Here is a 17519-nt window from a genome sequence, read left to right as displayed (position 1 = left end):
TAATTTGAGTACTGCTCTGCTAGTGTCTATAAATGACTAAACATGACTATAAATGACAATTCTTGACTCCTTGACTTCCTGGCCTCTTGACTTTTAATCGTTCAAAAATTTTCACTTATTACTTGGACGAGTTCGGGATGTGCGCCGGGTGCGGCTGCAATAATATCACCTCCGAAAAGGTAATTATCGCCGCCATTGAAATCCGTTACAATGCCGCCTGCCTCTTTAATGAGTAGCGTTCCTGCGGCCATATCCCAGGAGTTCAGGTTGTATTCATAAAAACCGTCGAAACGGCCTGCTGCAACATAGGCGAGATCCACGGCCGCGGCGCCCATACGCCGAATGCCGTGCGTCCTTTGCATGAGCAGTTCGAGAATGTACATATAGCGTTTCTGCTTCTCGAACCGGTAATAGGGAAAGCCGGTTGCCACCAGGGCGTCGGCCAGTTGCGGTACCGTGGATATTTTGATGTTTTTCCCATTGCACCAGGCGCCTCCGCACTGCCAGCCGTAGAACATTTCGTTCAGGCTCGGCTCGTGGATTACGCCAATCAGCAACTCTTTGCCGCGGGCGAGGCCCACGCTCACGCAATACACGGGAATGCCGTGGATGAAGTTGGTGGTGCCGTCGAGCGGATCGATGATCCAGTTCAGTGCATCCGGATCGGGCTCCTGGCCGGTGGTGCCTTCCTCGGTAATGAAGCTGGCTTCCGGGAGGACTTCCTTCAAGCCGGCTACAAGCAGCTTTTCAGCCTCTTTGTCAACATAGGAAACGAGGTTGTTGAGGTCTTTGTACTCGATTTTGTCACGCGAAAAAAGGGCTGCTTCCTGCTGGATAAATGAGGACGCCTGCCTTACTATTTCAATGGTTTTTTGTGTCAGCAACTCCAGATCCATACGCAATTTCCTTTTGGGGAATTTTTGAAAGTGAATTGTTAATATAGTAAACCCTGATGATCAGCATCGCCAGGATGGGTATTAACACCAGGTTATGCTTTGCGAGGTTACCCGTTGCGCAAAGTAAGAGGAATGCATAAAAAATCAACAGAAATTGAAACCAACTTGGTTTCCGCTTTTTCGAAAGGGAGAAAATGAGCGGCATCCAAAGCGGAAATGCCCAAAGCACATCGTAATTCCAGCTGGTGACGCCGTGGTTGGTGCCAAACCAAAGCAGCAGAATAATCCATCCCGCAATGCCGGCAATGCCGAAAAGTACTTTATCAAATACAAAATTGATACGTTCGGTGCGGATTTGCCAATAGGTAAATGCCAGTGTCAGGATCGCGAGCGACCAGAATACAACCGTGGGTGTAAGGGGGCTTGGCGGCGGAAATGGGGCGGCGGTGAATATCGGTCGGGTCGATGAAACGAGCGGTGCCGTACCGGTGGCCGTTTTTACTTTTGCGTCGGCAAATGCGGTGGCGAGGTTATCGGGCAGGAAAGTGGCCTGCTCCGGTGTCGCGATTTCGTCGGAAGGAGCGCCAATGGCAAGGTCCATTCCGAAATCAGCCCAGGGATTTTGTTTGAACGCGTACAGGTCGATCCACTGCCGGAAACTCCGCTTTTCTTTGGTATAACCATTGTAAATCAGGCTGTCGCCCACGGCCGCCTTCAATGCGACGGTCATGCGGGTGGCGCAGTTGTCGTAAAAGAACTTGTATTGGTATTCCCGATTCTCGGGGAGGTAGTTGTTTTCAAGAAAGTTGTACAGCCTTTGTTTTTGGGGAATCGAAAGATTCAAGACTTGCTCGGAAATGGAGCGGTTTTCTTCCTGATAATGCGCGATCTGATAGGAAAGCGGCGAAACAGAGACGCTATAAGGCAATGTGCCTCTCAGGAATTTAATGTAAAAATTACCTTCCTGAAAACTGAATGTACCATAGTTGAATGCCCGGTCGACGCCGGTCATGGGGTCGTAAACCCATAATACGCTATGCCCGAAGCCGGAATAGAGCTGCTGTCCGGGGGCCACGGTAACCAGACTGATTTTTGCCGACGGACTCAGAATACCAAATTGGGCCCGAGAAACGAGCGGCATGGCAAGCCAGACAAGGCAGATTAATAGGGTTAATCTTAAATGTTTAATCCTCATCTTCGTCGTTCGATTTTCTTTTTTCATCGGCTTTGCCAGCCACTACAATTACGATTTCACCTTTTACAGGCTTATCACCGAAATGTGCGATGACCTCGGTCACAGTCCCGCGCACGTTTTCTTCAAACATTTTACTTAATTCCCTTGAAACTGAAACTTGCCTGTCGGCGCCGAAATGCTCGGCGAACTGCTGCAATGCTTTCACGAGCCGGTGCGGCGATTCGTAGAAAATCATCGTACGTTCTTCACTAGCCAGGTTTTGCAGGCGGGTTTGCCTTCCTTTTTTGTGCGGCAAGAAGCCTTCGAATGTAAACCGGTCGCTGGGCAGGCCGGAGTTGACGAGCGCAGGCACAAATGCCGTGGGCCCGGGCAGGCATTCCACGAGTACGCCCTCGCGGATGCAGGCGCGCACGAGCAGGAAGCCCGGGTCGGAAACGGCGGGAGTGCCTGCGTCGGATACCAGCGCCATCGTCTCACCTTTGCGGATGCGCTCCACCACGCGTGCGACGGTCTGGTGCTCGTTATGAATGTGGTAACTGTGCAATGGCTTGGAAATGCCCAGGTGTTTGAGCAGGTTCCCGGATGTACGGGTATCTTCCGCCAGGACCGCGTCAACGCTTTTCAGTACGTTGATAGCCCTTAATGTAATGTCTTCGAGGTTGCCGATCGGCGTGGGTACTATGTAAAGTTTCATGCGTTATAAATCCGGTCGATCGCCGCGGCCAGCTTATGGTCCTTTTCGGTTACGTCGCCGCCGGCATCATGGGTATTCAATTCAAAACTGACCTTGTTGTACATATTCGTCCAGTAGGGATGATGATCCATTTCGTTCACCACATCGGCCACTTTGTTCATAAAGGCAAAAGCTGCCCGGAAATCCTTGAATGAAAAGCTCTTTTTGAGTTTGTTATCTTCTTCCTGCCACATGGTTTTCGGTGTTTTGTTGAGTTGGTTTTGCCAAAATACTTATGCCAGGGCTTGCCGCATTACTGGCGGCAGGCTGGATTTCTGCACCCGAATATAAGGCTATTCTTCGTGAAATTGCACGCCGACTTAGCCCTTTCAAGACCGATCGAGTATATTTGAACTTTGGCCGGTTGTAAAAGCTTTAGAGATGGTAGGGGCGGTTGGTCATGTCGGCCAGAGGCCTCCGCATAGTGGGCACGAAGCGGGAGCTTCGCGCCAGTCGCGCCATTCATTAATAATTAACGAGCCTTTCGATAAAGAAGGCAAACATTATGAAAGTAGAACTAGTCCGCGTAGATGACGCCTTCCATTTCGAAGGCACCGGTTCCTCCGAAGTAAAAGTACATACCGATGGCTCGCCCGAAATCGGTGGCCAGAACCTCGGCGTGAGGCCGATGGAACTGTTGTTGATGGGTCTTGCAAGTTGCAGCGCCATCGATGTGGTGCTGATCCTCAAAAAACAGCGTCAGGAAATCACCGATTTCCGCATCGTGGCCGACGGTGACCGTGAGCAGGAACCCGATACCCAGCGCAAGCCGTTCCGGAAAATCCATTTGACATTCAAATTCGCGGGTGTGAACCTCGACGAGGCCAAGATCCAGCGTGCGATCGGCCTTTCGATGGAGAAATACTGCTCCGCAACCGCTCAGCTGGAAGCGCTGGCGACCATTACCTATGACGTTGAAATCGCCTCAGTTTAAATAAACATGCAACAATACCACGACCTGCTGCGCCACATCCTGAAAGAGGGCGTCAGGAAAACCGACCGGACGGGCACCGGCACGATCAGCGTGTTCGGTTACCAGATGCGTTTTGACCTGAAAAAGGGTTTCCCGCTGGTGACGACCAAGAAGGTACATACCAAATCGATCATCCACGAGCTCTTGTGGTTTTTGCAGGGCGATACCAATATCGGCTACCTGAAAGAACACGGCGTGTCGATCTGGGACGAGTGGGCCGACGAAAACGGCGACCTTGGGCCGGTTTACGGCAAGCAATGGCGGAGCTGGGAAGGCCCGAATGGCCAGTCGGTAGACCAGTTGCAGGAGGTTTTGAAACAACTCAAGAACTCGCCGGATTCGCGCCGCATTATCGTTTCGGCCTGGAATCCGGCAGAGCTGCCGCAGATGAAGCTGCATCCTTGCCACGCTTTGTTCCAGTTTTATGTGGCACCACCCGATACCGAGGCTGGTGAAACGAAAGGCAAACTTTCCTGCCAGCTCTATCAGCGGAGTGCGGATGTTTTCCTCGGCGTGCCATTCAACATTGCCAGCTATGCATTGCTCACGATGATGATCGCCCGCGAATGCGACCTCGACCTGGGCGATTTCGTGTGGACAGGCGGTGATACGCATATTTACCTCAACCATTTGGAACAGGTAGAAACGCAACTCAGTCGCGAGCCGCGCGAATTACCACAAATGATTTTGAATCCGGAGGTGAGGAATGTGCTGGATTTCCGTTTCGAGGATTTCGAACTTCGGAACTACAACCCTTGGCCGGGTATCAAGGCCCCGGTAGCGGTGTAATATTCGTCGCGGGATGAGCATTCAATACATATTAGAGATCGTCGGGACGTTCGCATTCGCGATTTCCGGCGCATTGGCTGTGAAGGATCAGAAGCACCAGGATTGGTTTGGTGCGAGCTTCACAGCCTTTATTTCTTCCATCGGTGGCGGTACGCTGCGCGATGTGCTGCTGGACAGTTACCCGCTGGTGTGGATCAGTGATATCACGATCATCCACGCCATTATCCTGGGTATTATTGTCACATTTATTTTTTACAAATTCCTGCTCAGGCTGCGGAAAACGCTGTTCCTGTTCGATACTTTCGGAATTGCACTTTTTACGTTGGTAGGGACCGAAAAGGCCTTGAATTTGGGCGTAAGGCCGGAGATTGCGGTGATCATGGGCGTTTTTACGGCCACTATGGGCGGGGTGATCCGGGATGTAATGACAAACGAAATCCCGATCATTTACCGGAAGGAAGTGTACGCGACCGCGTGCTTTACGGGCGCGTGCGTGTACCTGATCCTCGACAGATTCGGTGTGGAGCGGAATACCACATTCATTTTGTCGGCGATGGTAATCATCGTGATCCGCATTCTGGCAGTGCGCAATGGATGGAGCGTTCCCCGCTTTTTCAGATAAAAAGGTAAGGCTGTATCAAATGCGGCTAAAATGTCACGCTGAGCGGACGGGGCCGCCCGGCGGTCGAAGCGCGGTACCGTACCGGCCTTCGACTCCGCTCAGGCTGACAGTCTAATTATTTCTTCTTCTTTTTAACGGTTGAAACCGCTTCTTTTACCGGTGCGGCTTTGGCTTGCATTTCGGCAATGGCTTTTTCAACTTGCGGCTTGTAGAAGTTGTAAGCGCCGTCGGGAGCTGCTGCGCCTACTGTCAATGCTCTTTGTGCTACGGGAATTGCTTCGGCGGTTTTGCCCAGTTTGTTCAAAATCTGCGCTTTGGTCCACAATGCACCGAACGATTCTTTCAAGCCGATCGCCTTGTCGGCCAATGACAATGCTACCTGCAAATCTTTGCCTTTTGAAAGCATGTAAGCGGCCGTGCTTTGCAATGTGGCTACATCCTCGGGTTTCTCGGCTACGGCTTTGTTCAGCGCTGTCATGGTGAGCGACTCGGTATTGACCGCAAGAGGAACGGGGATATTTACGGACGACCACGACAGGTTCAGGAATGCCGTGCTGTCGGTTACGGGCTCGATTTCGATTTTGAATGCTTCGTTGAACTCACTCGAAGTAGGTACTACCATAGTACGCGCAACATCCTCCGATTCTTTATAGGTGTCGCTGCCGCCCTGGTTGTAGTCTTTGTTCAGAATAACCGTCCAGGCTGCACCATTCGGAATCGAAAACAATGCGTATTTGCCTGCCGGTACCTTTTTGCCGCCGAATGTGAACTCGGTACTTGCTTCGAAAACGGTTGCCATGTTGGCACCGGTGCGCCAGATCTGGTCATACGGAGCGAGCGCCGAGCCATCGGCGAATACCTTACGGCCTTTGAGGAACGGACGGGAATATTTGACGGTGAAATCGGTTACACCTACGGTTTGCATTACTGTGGCTGCGGGGCTCGGAGCCGGCACGCGCTGTGCCATTGCACTGGTTGCCAGCAGGGCAGCGAGGGACATGGATAATAGATACTTTTTCATTTTCGAATAAGGTGGTTTATTGCTTTCAGTTGTTAAACTTGTGGTGAAATTAGAACGAAAAAACCAGATAGTCTAAATGAAAAGGGACAGTTTGCTCGCATTGCTCGCATCATACGAACCGGAGCAGGGCTTAGAGGCTGAAATGCATCATGATACGGTCGATTTTGTGAAACAGCATCCCGAGTGTTTCGAACGCAGCCTGCTGATCGGGCACATTACGGCTTCCGGCTGGGTGCTCTCGCCGGGAAAAGACGCGGTACTTCTGATGCATCACCGTAAGCTCGACCGCTGGTTTCAGCCGGGCGGCCATTGCGATGGTGATCCCGACGTGCGCGAAGTAGCAATGAAAGAGGTAATGGAAGAAACCGGTATTTCCGACCTGCAAGCATTGAAAGACGGAATTTTCGACGTCGATGTGCATGTAATTCCCGCCAACAAAGAAATACCCGAGCACTACCATTACGATATCCGCTTCGCATTCAAAGCTGTGGAAGGACAGGAGATTGTGCTCAACAGCGAATCCAAAGACGTACAATGGGTACCTGTTTCCGAGGTACAGCATTCCAACGACTCTGAGTCGATTATGCGGATGGTCCGGAAAACTAGCGCTTTATAAACTTCAACGTTCTTTCCTGGTTGTCCACTTTGAGCCGGACGAGGTAGAGGCCGGATCCCAGATAGCCTGTGGCGATGGTGTGCTTTCCCGTAAGGCGGGTTGAGGCCGTATGCATGGTTGCCCCGCTTGCTGCATATACGCTTACATGCGCTGTTTTACCAATCAGGGTTTGCGGAATGGTGAGCGTCACTTCATCCTGCGCCGGATTGGGCGAAAGAATGACGGAGCTCAGGAGCTCTCCCTCGGTACCCAGTGGGGAAAATTCATTTTGAGCGATTTCCTGTGCTTTAATCAGATTAGGTACGCCATAGCCTAGCATATTGTCGGGTGTCGCCGCCAGGTGCCCTGATTTTTTTAGTACATAAATAATCTGCTGCGCTGTCAGATTCGGAAATGCCTGCCAGAGAATAGCGGCAACACCGGCGATTTGCGGAGCTGAAAATGAAGTGCCGTAACCGCTGGAAGCGCCGCCGGTGAGGTCACCTATGACGGCTCCCGCGCCTACCGCTGATACATCGGGTTTCTGCACCCCGGCGGAGTTAGGCCCCACCGAACTCAACGACGCGTAACTACGATCGGTGTTCGTCGCCCCGACGGTCAGTACCGAATCCACATCGGCCGGCGCGCCGATATAGTGCCAGCTGTTGTTTCCGTCATTACCCGCCGAATTTACCACCAGAATGCCCTTACGCGTGGCGTAACGCGCTGCGCGGCTCACGATTGTCGTTTTGCCGTCCATGTCCTTGTAGGTATGGTTGTAGGCGGGCGAGTCGAATTCGTCGTCGAACGTGGTGTAGCCAAGAGAAGAGTTGATCACGTCCGCGCCGAGGCTATCGGCACGTTCGGCGGCCATGAGCCAGGTTATTTCCTCATAGGGTGATTCACCGGCATTGTTTTCTGTTACATATAATGCAAATGAGGCTTTGAATGCGGTACCTACCAATGTGCCGGGCAGATAACCGGCGATCGTCGACATCACATTCAGACCATGAAAGCCATCGTTGTAAATATTGCCGTCGCGGGCCACGAAATCGTGGGTGTCGATAATGCGTTTTTCATCGCGCACCTGTTTGAAATAGGGGACTTCATCGCCTTTGGCAAAACCATTATCGAGAATGGCAATGAGCATACCTTCGCCCTGGAAGCCTTTTTTGTGCATATCGGCCACTTCCATGAGCGCGAGCTGCGTATTCATTTTGCCGTAATCGATATCGGCGGTTGTGCCTAATTTTTGATGCGTAGCTGCGGTGCGCGCAATGCCGGGTGATTTAGAAGTAATATTGGCCACCGGCAGGTTTAGCTCGATGCCCTTGTAAAATGGCATGGCCTTGATTTGCGCCAGCTGAGCGTCGGAGGCTTCAATCAATGCCCCATTGAACCAGCGGGTCGGGTAGATGATTTTTCCGCCAGTCTGGCGTATCAGGGAAAGATAAATTTGCTCTACCGGCAAGTCGTTTTCGGTGATGGCGATATTTTGTTTTTTACGACGCTCGACAGCACGCTGCGACAGGAATTCGGTAGGCTTATCAAGCGAATAAGTTCCCTCGGATTTTTGCTTAAACAGGACCAGATATCTCGGATAACTCTGTGCGAAAGCGGTAGCCTGGGCTAAAACGAATGTAAATACGGTAAGCAGTAAAGTTTTTTTCATGGACACGGTTTTTTGAAAGCAACGTTCATTGCTTCTTTTTCCATATACTTCTCCAAAGGCAAAATTGTGGCGGTTATCCTGTGGCTAGGCTACTTTTTCGCCCGGTATATCGCGGCCGCCGAGGTGGTCGCATTCGAGCAATGCTTTGATGCCGGGGAAGGGCACGACAGTTTTGAGATAACCATAATTATCGGCCAGAGTAATGGTCCGGTTGTTATCTCCCATTGAAATATCGATGTCTTTCATTCCAAACTGGCAGGGATGCTCGTAGCCCGAAGCATGCGTGATTTCGATAATCTCCTTCGCGAGCGTCTTCATGTAGTTATTGAACCGCTCACTTTTCAATGTCGGGTCGATACCGGATTCCAGCCATTTGTTGTTCGTGGCAATACCGGTAGGACAGCGGTTGGTGTGGCAGCTCTGCGCCTGAATGCAGCCGATTGAGAGCATTGCCTCGCGGGCCACGTTAATGATGTCGGCGCCCATAGCGAAGGCCATCACCGCCTGCGCAGGCAAGCCAAGTTTGCCCGAAGCAATAAATGTGATCTTGTCGTTGAGGTTATGTTTCTGGAATATTTTATAAACTGTGCTGAATGCAAAAACGAGCGGCAGCGACACGTGATCTGCAAATGACGGAGGGGCAGCGCCGGTACCGCCTTCGCCGCCGTCGATGGTAATAAAGTCGGGGCCTTTGCCGGTTTCGACCATGAGGTCGGCCAGCTCTTCCCACATTTCCGTTTTACCTACCGCCGATTTGATGCCTACCGGCAAGCCGGTTTCGGCAGCCATGGCTTCAATGAAGTCAATCATTTCACGCACATTCGAGAAAGCACTGTGATACGGAGGCGAAACAACATCCTTCCCGATCGGTACCCCGCGGATTTCGGCGATTTCGGCTGTAATCTTGCTGGCCGGCAGCACGCCTCCTTTGCCGGGTTTGGCGCCTTGAGACAGTTTCAGCTCAATCATCCGAACGGTAGGGTTGTTCTGCATCAGCTTCACGAGCTTTTCCATGACAAAATTCCCTTCATCATCCCGCACGCCGAAATAGGACGTACCCATATTGAAAACCACGTCCGCACCATATTTGTGGTAAGGCGAAAGCCCGCCCTCGCCGGTATTATGGTAGTTGCCGAATTTGAAAGAGCCTTTGTTTAGTGACTCAATTGCACGGGCAGAAAGCGATCCGTAGCTCATCGCGCTCACGTTCACGACCGAGCGCGGGCGGTAAGGCCGCTTGCGTTGGTGGTACGCGCCAATGACTTTGGCGCTCGGAATGGTATAATGGTGGGGATCGTTGCCGTTTTTGACGTGGTGGCTGTGAGTGGAATCCACGCGGTAAGGCAGCATGGAAGGCTTAATCAGCACATAACCCGCTTCCTGCATATTCTGGTCGGTGCCGAAGCCCTGGTAGTTGTTCTCCTTCTTGGAAGAAGCATAAATCCAGGAGCGCTGCCGGCGGTTAAACGGCAGCTCCTCCCGGTTGTTGGCTACAATGTACTGGCGCAGCTCCGGCCCGATCGTCTCGATCATATACCGGAAATGCCCTACCAATGGAAAGTTATGCTGAATGGTGTGCCGCTTCTGTAAAACATCCCTGAGCGCGATAATGGCAGCGATAGCCAGGATAATATAGAGCCAAACAGGCACTGATGCCAGGAAGGACCAGACAGTTTCCATAAACAATTCCAAATGGTGAATATTCTAAACTTCTTCCCAGGTGGTAACCTTCGCGAGGTCTTTCCAGTAGCCGGGGTAGGATTTTACGACCACGCCCGGTTCTTCGATCAGGATGTCGCTCACCATGCCTACGGGCGCGAACGCCATCGCCATACGGTGGTCGTCGTAGGTGTGAATAGAGGGTACCGGATCAGTCGGGATGTCGGTAAGGGTCGTTACTTCGTATAAATGGTCTTTTTCAATTTCATTCAATTCAGCGCCGAGCTTTTTGAGCTCCTGCTGCAATGCAAACACGCGGTCGGTTTCCTTGATTTTGAGGCTTTCGATGCCGGTAAGCGACAAGCGGATCTTTTTAATGGCAGCAATAACTGCGACGGTTTGCGCCAAATCAGGGCAGTTGGTGAAATCCCAGCCGAGTGATGCTTTTGCAGGAATTTTGGTCAGAAGCACGCCGCGGTCAGTGAATACACTTTCCACGCCCAGGTGGCGCATAATGTCGACGATTGCGCTATCGCCTTGCAGTGAGTTTTTCTTCAATCCCAGCAATTCGACTTCCGCATCTTCGGCCAAAGCCACAATGCTGTACCAGTAGCTCGCACCCGACCAGTCTGACTCGATCGCATAGGGTTTTGGCTGGTATTTGAATGGCGGGATAGTCAATACATTGTGTTCCCAGTCGGCGATGTATTCGATTCCGAAATGCGCCATCTGGTTCAAAGTCATTTCAATATAGGGCCTTGAACCAACTTCGCCTTCGAGTTTGATTTTCAGACCAGCGGGTAACTGCGGCGCGATCATCAGCAATGCTGAAATGTACTGGCTGCTCACGTCGCCGCGCATAGTCAGTTCATTGTTTCCCGAGTAATTGAAACCATTCAGCTGGAGCGGCGGGTAGCCTTCCACTTTTTCGTAGGTGATATCCGCCCCGAGCTTGCGCAGCGCATCCACCAGGATCCCGATCGGGCGTTCGCACATGCGTGGCGTGCCCGTCATGGTTTTCTTCTGGTTAGTCACCGCGAAATAGGCCGTCAGAAAGCGCATTGTCGTTCCTGCATCGATTACGTCCGCCACGGCGTCGTCGGAATTGAGCAGGCGGAGCATGGTTTGCGAGTCGCGGGCTTCGGAAATGTTGGTCAACTCGGACTGGAAGCCGGTAAGCGCATTGATGATCAGCGCACGGTTACATTCACTTTTGGATGCGGCAAGCTGTATTTCAGCACGTATGGGTTGTTGGGGGGGATGAACGAGAATGGATTTCACTTTTCAGATATGGTGTTTCGCAATTAATAGGTTTCAAGCACTTTCAGCTTATTCCTGGAATTGATTTTCAGGGAAGCGAATGTGAATTTATAACAAATATACCCCGCAGCCATGAGCGAGCCGCCAATAACGAGCGTGGAGGTATCGGTTGTGTAACGTTTGTTATCGACGCCCTTATTGAAGAAATCGGCTCCGATGAAGATCAGACCGGCCAACGGAAGCAACGGAGCAGCCTGGGAAACGAAGGGTATCCTCCTGGAAACTTTCATCAGGCGGATATCTTCGAGCAATATGCGCTGGTAATCCATCCGGCCGACGGCCTCATTCACTACCCCGATGGTAAATGCGGAGTCGTCTACGGAAGCGATCGTTTCGTTGAAGCGGATCGTTTCGTTCTTCATCCTGAACCTGATATTATCTCCCGGAAAGAAGCGGTACCGGTGGAAACCGCCGATGAAAGGGGAGGCGTCGAGTACCAGATATTTTTGTCCCGGCGTGGCGATTACCCGGCTGCTGCTGCCCTGTTTCAGAAAGAGTTCTTCACTGGAAAGGGTTTTCTTAGGGTCATAATGGTCTTGCGACCATGCTTTGATATTCCCCAGGAACAGCAAAACGACAATGGGAAGGAGTTGTCTCATAGTACTAAAAGAATGGTTCAAATATAGGGAATCATTCTCTTAAACGGGCACAACTGTTGCATTGTTGCCCATTAAAAACGGGTTAAACTAGTCGTCCTCAGCCGTTTCTTCCTTCGAAACCTTCACAGATACACCACCGGACACAAGCATCTTCATCACATCCGTGGCTTTGGCATCAACCGGCGTTACATTCTCAGCCGGAACTATGAAAAGCTCACCCGAAAGCGAGTAGGAGAGCGGCATATACACCGCCACATGGTCGGCGATTTTGAGGTGACTGAGGTCTGTCTGGGTGATGAAACCGATTTTTTTGATATTGGTTTCTTTATACATCGTCACCAGTACAGGTTGGTTAAACTTCTTTTTGTCCCCTACAAATGCAAGAATAAGGTCCTTGATGGAATAGTAGATCAAGCTCACCAGCGGAATGCGGCGCATGATGCTTTCGGTGAACTTGAAAAACGATTGCGGGACGATCGTCGAGAACAGGAAACCGAGCAGGATAATGCCGAAAATGATGATCAGCACGCCCAGGCCGGGCAGGTAAAGTGTCTGCTGGTTGGAAATATTTACTTCAATGGGGAGGATATTGTCGAGGTACTCGACGCCCGACCAGATAATCAGGACGGTCGCATACAACGGCGCCACCAGCACGAGCCCCCGGATGAAGTAGCTGATGATGCGTTTGAGGAATGAGTTTTTAATTTCCATATTTGCACGCCGGGCGCGGCACGCGGTGCACGCTGGTTGGCGGTAGGGCAAAATTAGCAAGAAGTTCATTATTTGACGTATATGTATCAGGCCAGTTATTTAAAACATTTTACTGAGCAAGTTTTTCTGGCGATTGGATGTTCTCAGGAAGAGGCCCGGCTGGCCTCCGAAGTGTTGGTCAGCGCGGACTTGCGGGGTGTGGATTCCCACGGGATCGCCCGTTTGGCGGGTTATGTAAGACTTTACGACCACGGTCGTTTGAACCCGAAACCGAATGTGACCGTCGCCTATGAAACGCCGAGTACGGCTGTGGTGGACGGAGATCGCGGATTAGGATTGGTGGTGGCACCGAAAGCGATGGAAATTGCGATGGAAAAGGCCGAGAAAGTGGGCTCGGGCTGGGTATCGGTGAGAAACTCGAATCATTTTGGTATTGCGGGTTATCATGCGATGCTGGCATTGCAAAAAGATATGATCGGTTGGACGATGACGAATGCGGCCCCGCTTGTTACTCCAACTTTTTCATTGGATAAATTATTAGGTACAAATCCCATTGCCGTTGCGGTGCCGGCATTGACGGAACCTGCCTTTGTGGCAGACTTCGCGTCGACGGCAGTAGCTTACGGTAAATTTGAAATATTACAAAGAAAAGGCCTTCCTGCACCGCTGGGATGGGCACAGGACGCGGATGGTAACCCGACGACGGATTCCAATGCCGTAAAAAGCGGAGGCGGTTTGCTGCCGCTGGGCTCCGACCGCGAGCATGGCAGCCACAAAGGTTATGGCTTAGGTGCGATTGTCGATATTTTTTCCGGAGTGCTTTCAGGTGCTAACTTTGGGCCGTGGGTGCCGCCGTTCGCTACCGCTGGTTTCATGGGCGTGCAGCAGAGCGTAGGACTTGGTACCGGGCATTTTGTGGGCGCAATGCGCGTCGACGGCTTCCGACCGGCCGATGAGTTTAAGGCAGATATGGACAAATGGATCGGTGCATTTCGTAATGCGCGGGCTGTGGATGGCGAAAAGGTGCTTATTCCCGGCGATCCTGAAAGAGAAATGGAAGCTGAACGCAGCGTGAACGGTATCAAACTGCTCGAACCGGTAGTTTTGTCACTCGATGAGCTGGCGAAGCGTTTCGGCATACCATTTGAAATTAATTTATAAATAAAACAAAGCTGACGGCCGACAGCCGACAGCCGACTGCTGAAACATATGTCGCGCAATTTTAGAATAGGATTGTTTATCACCATTGCGATCCTCGTCACTACCTTCTCCTTCTATTTCTGGCAGATCTTCCGGACGCCGAATTTGCAGGTTGATAAAAAATCGAGCTTCGTGTTGCTCGTGCCTGAAAACGCTACTTACAAAACGGTATTGGACTCATTGAACCGTTATGAGGTGATCAACGACCATATTTCGTTTCAGTTTCTGGCCAAATTTTTGAAATACACTGAAAAAGTGAAGCCGGGCCGGTACGTGATCAAGCCGGAGAGCAACAACTATGAAGTGTTGAAAAAGCTTTCGTCGGGTAATCAGGATGCGGTGAAGCTGACATTCAACAATATCCGCCTGAAAGAAGACCTGATCAAGCGCATCGGTGCGCGTTTTGAATTTGGGGAGGATAACTTCCGCAAGGCACTGAACGACCCGGCGGTTTGCAATAAATATGGTCTTGATACATTGACAATCGTCTCGATGTTCCTGCCCAATACCTACGAAATCTATTGGACTACCGGCACCGAGAAGTTCCTCGACCGGATGCATAGTGAGTATAAGAAGTATTGGTCCGACGAGAAAGTGGCAAAGGCTAAGGAAATCGGGCTGACACCCGTTCAAGTCTCGATTCTGGCTTCGATTGTGGAAGAAGAGCAGGCGCGCAAAGTGGACGAGCGCCCGCGCGTGGCTGGCTTGTACATCAATCGCCTGCATGCTAATATGCCGCTGCAAGCGGACCCGACCATCAAATTTGCATTGCAGGATTTCGCGATCAAACGCATTCTCAACCAGCAACTGATGATCAAATCGCCTTACAATACCTACATTAACACCGGTTTGCCTCCGGGCCCGATCCGCGTGGCGGATTTCAACTCCCTGGACGCGGTTTTGAATTACGAAAAGCACGATTATACCTATATGTGTGCCAAAGCTGACCTTTCGGGTTATCATGCTTTTGCCACCAACTATACCGACCACCTCAACAATGCGCGCCTCTATCAGGCTGAGTTGAACCGGTTGAAAATCATGAAGTAAGGATGTTTGTTCACGAAGTTAAGGGCATCAGGGTGCGGTATGCCGATACCGACCAGATGGGATATGTGTATTACGGAAATTATGCCCGGTACTATGAGATCGGCAGGGTAGAGGCATTGCGCAGCCTGGATTTTCATTACAAAGCGATGGAAGATTCGGGTGTGATGATGCCGGTTTATGAGTGCCATTACAAATACCTGAAACCAGCCCGGTACGACGACGAGCTGAATATTCTGGTCAAAATTGAAGAATTGCCTGGTGTGCGGATCCGTTTTGCCTATGAAATCCGTAATCAGGAACGTGTTTTGCTCAATACCGGGGATACCACATTGGTTTTCCAGCGAATGGATACCGGCAAATTATGCCCGGCGCCCGATAAACTGCTGGAAAAACTGAAACCCTATTTTGAACCAAAGGGATAACACGCGGCCGGTTATGCTTGAAAAACTGCTGATAAACCGCCACATCAAGCGCATTATTATCTGGTTGCAGCAAACGATGCTCTTCCGGGGGACGGTGTCGTTATATGATATTCTCCTGAACCTGGTCAACAGCAATAAGAAACACGAGATCGACCAGCGTGCCTCGGCGGTGGCTTATAGCCTCACATTGGCTGCATTTCCGGGAATAATATTTCTCTTTACACTCATTCCCTACATTCCGATCGAGAACCTCGATCAAATGATCTTCGCATTACTTCGCGACAATATGCCGCGCGGTACGTTCGAGGCGGCCGACCAGACGATCCTGGACATTGTCAGCCGGCCACGTTCCGGTGTGCTTTCGCTCGGTTTTATCTTCGCGATGATTGCTTCCACCAATGGAATGATGTCGCTCATGCGTGCATTCGACATGGTGTATGACGACACTGAAACGCGTGGCTTCCTGGCTATCCGGGGCATAGCCATGATGCTTACGCTGCTTCTGATAGTCGTACTCTTCCTTTCTGTGGTTTTGCTGATTGTCGGGGATGCGGTGATGAATATCATTGGAGACTGGCACATTATCCGCGACAATTGGCTCATTGCCTTGCTTAATATCCTGCGGTATGTGATCAGCTTTGGCTCGCTCATGCTGACGATCTCGATTATCTACCGGTTCGCGCCCTCGCACGGGCACCAGTTTACGTTCGTGAATGCGGGCTCCATAATCGCCTCTTTTTTGATTCTCGCCGCTACTTACGGATTCTCGTTCTACCTTTCCCGTTTCAGCTCCTACAACAAGCTTTACGGTTCCATCGGTACGATGATCGCGCTGATGATCTGGATTTACCTGCTTGCATTTGTGATTATTCTGGGTTTTGAAATCAATGCGAGTATTAACCGGGCACGCGGTCGGCTGACTTCCAAGCGCGAGGTAAATCGGTGATTTGCCGGATAATAACATTATCGGCATCTCCGGTTTGTTGTTGGTAATTTTGTGGTGCGGTGCCCTTATCCCCTCCGAATACACACCGTAAATGAAGGGACCGCATGGAGCGCACGACATGACAAACTTGGAAAAACCACTCGTTACAGTTATCCTGACGGCATACAATCAGGAGAAGTACACTGAGGAAGCTTTGACTTCCGTTTTTTACCAGACTTATCCATACATCCAGCTGATCGTCATCGATAATGCGAGCAAAGACAATACGCTGGGTGTGATTGAGAGTTTCAAAGGAAAGGCGCCCGCCTTTCAGGTAATCCGCAACCGCCATAATGTAGGCTTGTGCCGGGCATTTAACCAGGGCTTAACTATCGCGCAAGGCAAATACGTGATTGACCTTTCCGGCGACGACGTAATGATCGCCGACCGGATCGAAAAGCAGGTAGAGGCTTTCGAAGCTCTTTCAGAGGATTACGCCGTGGTGTTCACCAATGCGCGGTATATTGGAAAGGCCGGCCAGCAACTGCATTACCACTATGAAACCGATAATAAAGGGAAGGCTGCCTGTCAGGTGCCGTCGGGCGATGTTTACAAGAACATCCTCGAACGGTATTTCATTTGCACACCTACTATGATGATGCGAACGGCCGCATTGCAGCTCCTCGGCGGCTACGACGAGACGCTGGCGTTCGAGGATTTTGATTTCTGGGTGCGGTCGTCGGTCCGTTTTAAATACTTCTACCTTGACGAGATCCTGACGAAAAAGCGGGTTCTGAAAACTTCTCTCTCCACTGGTGTTTACAAAAAAGGCAGCGGGATGTTGCAGTCCTATTATGCTGTTTGCAACAAAGCCTATGACCTCAACCGCGATCAGAAAGAGTTCGATCTTTTGGCCGCGCGTATACGTACATTCATTCGTAAATGTCTGTACGCGCAGGAGTTCGAACTGGCCGTGCGATTCCGCCGGTTATTGAACTATATCGAGAATCCGGGCTTGCAGACAGAGCTGATCGTATTGATGTGCAGGCTGCATTTGCCGGTGAATTTCGCTTACAGGTTCTACATCGAAAACTTAAAAAAATTGACGCCGCAGGAAGGATTTGCATTTTGATTTTGTTA

General features: G+C 51.0%; 18 protein-coding genes and 1 pseudogene. 9 read left to right on the top strand and 10 right to left on the bottom strand.

Annotated features, from left to right (window positions below):
* Nucleotides 1-101: 101 nt before the first annotated feature.
* The 4 genes and pseudogenes from CLV60_RS14185 to CLV60_RS14170 form a co-directional block, all read right to left on the bottom strand.
* Complete coding sequence (locus CLV60_RS14185; protein ID WP_106596024.1) at nucleotides 102-896, bottom strand: inositol monophosphatase family protein; 795 nt, start codon at nucleotides 894-896, stop codon at nucleotides 102-104.
* Nucleotides 862-2091, bottom strand: coding sequence for a lipoprotein N-acyltransferase Lnb domain-containing protein (locus tag CLV60_RS14180; protein WP_106596023.1), 1230 nt, complete (start codon nucleotides 2089-2091; stop codon nucleotides 862-864). Before CLV60_RS14180 ends, CLV60_RS14185 begins: the two co-directional genes overlap by 35 nt.
* Nucleotides 2081-2785 carry a 16S rRNA (cytidine(1402)-2'-O)-methyltransferase gene (gene rsmI, locus CLV60_RS14175; RefSeq protein WP_106596022.1) on the bottom strand — a complete coding sequence of 235 codons (705 nt, stop codon included), beginning with the start codon at nucleotides 2783-2785 and terminating at the stop codon, nucleotides 2081-2083. Before rsmI ends, CLV60_RS14180 begins: the two co-directional genes overlap by 11 nt.
* Nucleotides 2782-3033: pseudogene (locus CLV60_RS14170) on the bottom strand (4a-hydroxytetrahydrobiopterin dehydratase); the annotation flags it as partial. The gene rsmI and the pseudogene CLV60_RS14170, both read right to left, overlap by 4 nt.
* 296 nt (nucleotides 3034-3329) lie before the next feature.
* Between CLV60_RS14170 and CLV60_RS14165 the strand changes: the two are divergent.
* From CLV60_RS14165 to CLV60_RS14155, 3 genes are read left to right on the top strand one after another with little or no spacing between them, the layout of a single operon-like run.
* Entirely contained in the window at nucleotides 3330-3758 is a 429-nt protein-coding gene (locus CLV60_RS14165; protein ID WP_106596020.1) for an OsmC family protein, read from the top strand.
* Nucleotides 3759-3764: 6 nt separating this feature from the next.
* Nucleotides 3765-4586, top strand: a complete 822-nt coding sequence (locus tag CLV60_RS14160) for a thymidylate synthase (RefSeq protein WP_106596019.1) — start codon at nucleotides 3765-3767, stop codon at nucleotides 4584-4586.
* Between the two features lie 13 nt (nucleotides 4587-4599).
* Complete coding sequence (locus CLV60_RS14155) at nucleotides 4600-5208, top strand: trimeric intracellular cation channel family protein (protein ID WP_106596018.1); 609 nt, start codon at nucleotides 4600-4602, stop codon at nucleotides 5206-5208.
* A gap of 115 nt (nucleotides 5209-5323) precedes the next feature.
* Here the strand turns inward: CLV60_RS14155 and CLV60_RS14150 are convergent, their stop codons facing one another.
* On the bottom strand, nucleotides 5324-6229 hold the full coding sequence (locus CLV60_RS14150; RefSeq protein ID WP_106596017.1) for a DUF2911 domain-containing protein: 906 nt from the start codon (nucleotides 6227-6229) through the stop codon (nucleotides 5324-5326).
* Between the two features lie 76 nt (nucleotides 6230-6305).
* Between CLV60_RS14150 and CLV60_RS14145 the strand changes: the two genes are divergently transcribed.
* Complete coding sequence (locus CLV60_RS14145; protein ID WP_106596016.1) at nucleotides 6306-6845, top strand: NUDIX hydrolase; 540 nt, start codon at nucleotides 6306-6308, stop codon at nucleotides 6843-6845.
* Here CLV60_RS14145 and CLV60_RS14140 read toward each other — a convergent pair.
* From CLV60_RS14140 to CLV60_RS14120, 5 genes are all read right to left on the bottom strand, one after another.
* The gene (locus CLV60_RS14140; RefSeq protein WP_106596015.1) at nucleotides 6832-8496 is read right to left on the bottom strand and encodes a S8 family peptidase; all 1665 of its coding nucleotides are present in this window, start codon (nucleotides 8494-8496) and stop codon (nucleotides 6832-6834) included. The genes CLV60_RS14145 and CLV60_RS14140 overlap by 14 nt on opposite strands.
* A gap of 84 nt (nucleotides 8497-8580) precedes the next feature.
* Complete coding sequence (locus CLV60_RS14135; RefSeq protein ID WP_106596014.1) at nucleotides 8581-10176, bottom strand: FMN-binding glutamate synthase family protein; 1596 nt, start codon at nucleotides 10174-10176, stop codon at nucleotides 8581-8583.
* Nucleotides 10177-10200: 24 nt separating this feature from the next.
* Nucleotides 10201-11436: a 3-phosphoshikimate 1-carboxyvinyltransferase gene (locus CLV60_RS14130; protein ID WP_106596013.1), complete on the bottom strand. Its 1236-nt coding sequence runs from the start codon at nucleotides 11434-11436 to the stop codon at nucleotides 10201-10203.
* Between the two features lie 23 nt (nucleotides 11437-11459).
* The gene (locus CLV60_RS14125) at nucleotides 11460-12074 is read right to left on the bottom strand and encodes a hypothetical protein (protein ID WP_106596012.1); all 615 of its coding nucleotides are present in this window, start codon (nucleotides 12072-12074) and stop codon (nucleotides 11460-11462) included.
* Between the two features lie 87 nt (nucleotides 12075-12161).
* The gene (locus CLV60_RS14120; RefSeq protein WP_106596011.1) at nucleotides 12162-12785 is read right to left on the bottom strand and encodes a DUF502 domain-containing protein; all 624 of its coding nucleotides are present in this window, start codon (nucleotides 12783-12785) and stop codon (nucleotides 12162-12164) included.
* An 81-nt stretch (nucleotides 12786-12866) separates the two neighbouring features.
* Here CLV60_RS14120 and CLV60_RS14115 point away from each other — a divergent pair, with 81 nt between their 5' ends.
* From CLV60_RS14115 to CLV60_RS14095, 5 genes are all read left to right on the top strand, one after another.
* Nucleotides 12867-13946 carry an Ldh family oxidoreductase gene (locus CLV60_RS14115; protein WP_106596010.1) on the top strand — a complete coding sequence of 360 codons (1080 nt, stop codon included), beginning with the start codon at nucleotides 12867-12869 and terminating at the stop codon, nucleotides 13944-13946.
* Between the two features lie 48 nt (nucleotides 13947-13994).
* Nucleotides 13995-15032, top strand: a complete 1038-nt coding sequence (gene mltG / locus CLV60_RS14110; RefSeq protein WP_106596009.1) for an endolytic transglycosylase MltG — start codon at nucleotides 13995-13997, stop codon at nucleotides 15030-15032.
* Nucleotides 15033-15034: 2 nt separating this feature from the next.
* Nucleotides 15035-15454 (top strand): acyl-CoA thioesterase, encoded by a 420-nt coding sequence (locus CLV60_RS14105; RefSeq protein ID WP_090373563.1) that lies wholly within the window; start codon nucleotides 15035-15037, stop codon nucleotides 15452-15454.
* A gap of 13 nt (nucleotides 15455-15467) precedes the next feature.
* Nucleotides 15468-16400, top strand: a complete 933-nt coding sequence (locus CLV60_RS14100) for a YihY/virulence factor BrkB family protein (RefSeq protein WP_106596008.1) — start codon at nucleotides 15468-15470, stop codon at nucleotides 16398-16400.
* Between the two features lie 118 nt (nucleotides 16401-16518).
* Nucleotides 16519-17511: a glycosyltransferase family 2 protein gene (locus CLV60_RS14095; protein ID WP_106596007.1), complete on the top strand. Its 993-nt coding sequence runs from the start codon at nucleotides 16519-16521 to the stop codon at nucleotides 17509-17511.
* Nucleotides 17512-17519: the final 8 nt, after the last annotated feature.

It is taken from the genome of Dyadobacter jiangsuensis, from assembly GCF_003014695.1.
GTDB lineage: Bacteria > Bacteroidota > Bacteroidia > Cytophagales > Spirosomataceae > Dyadobacter > Dyadobacter jiangsuensis.
The sequence above is the reverse complement of the archived record's forward strand: the minus strand, read 5'-3'. Positions and strand labels throughout refer to the sequence as shown.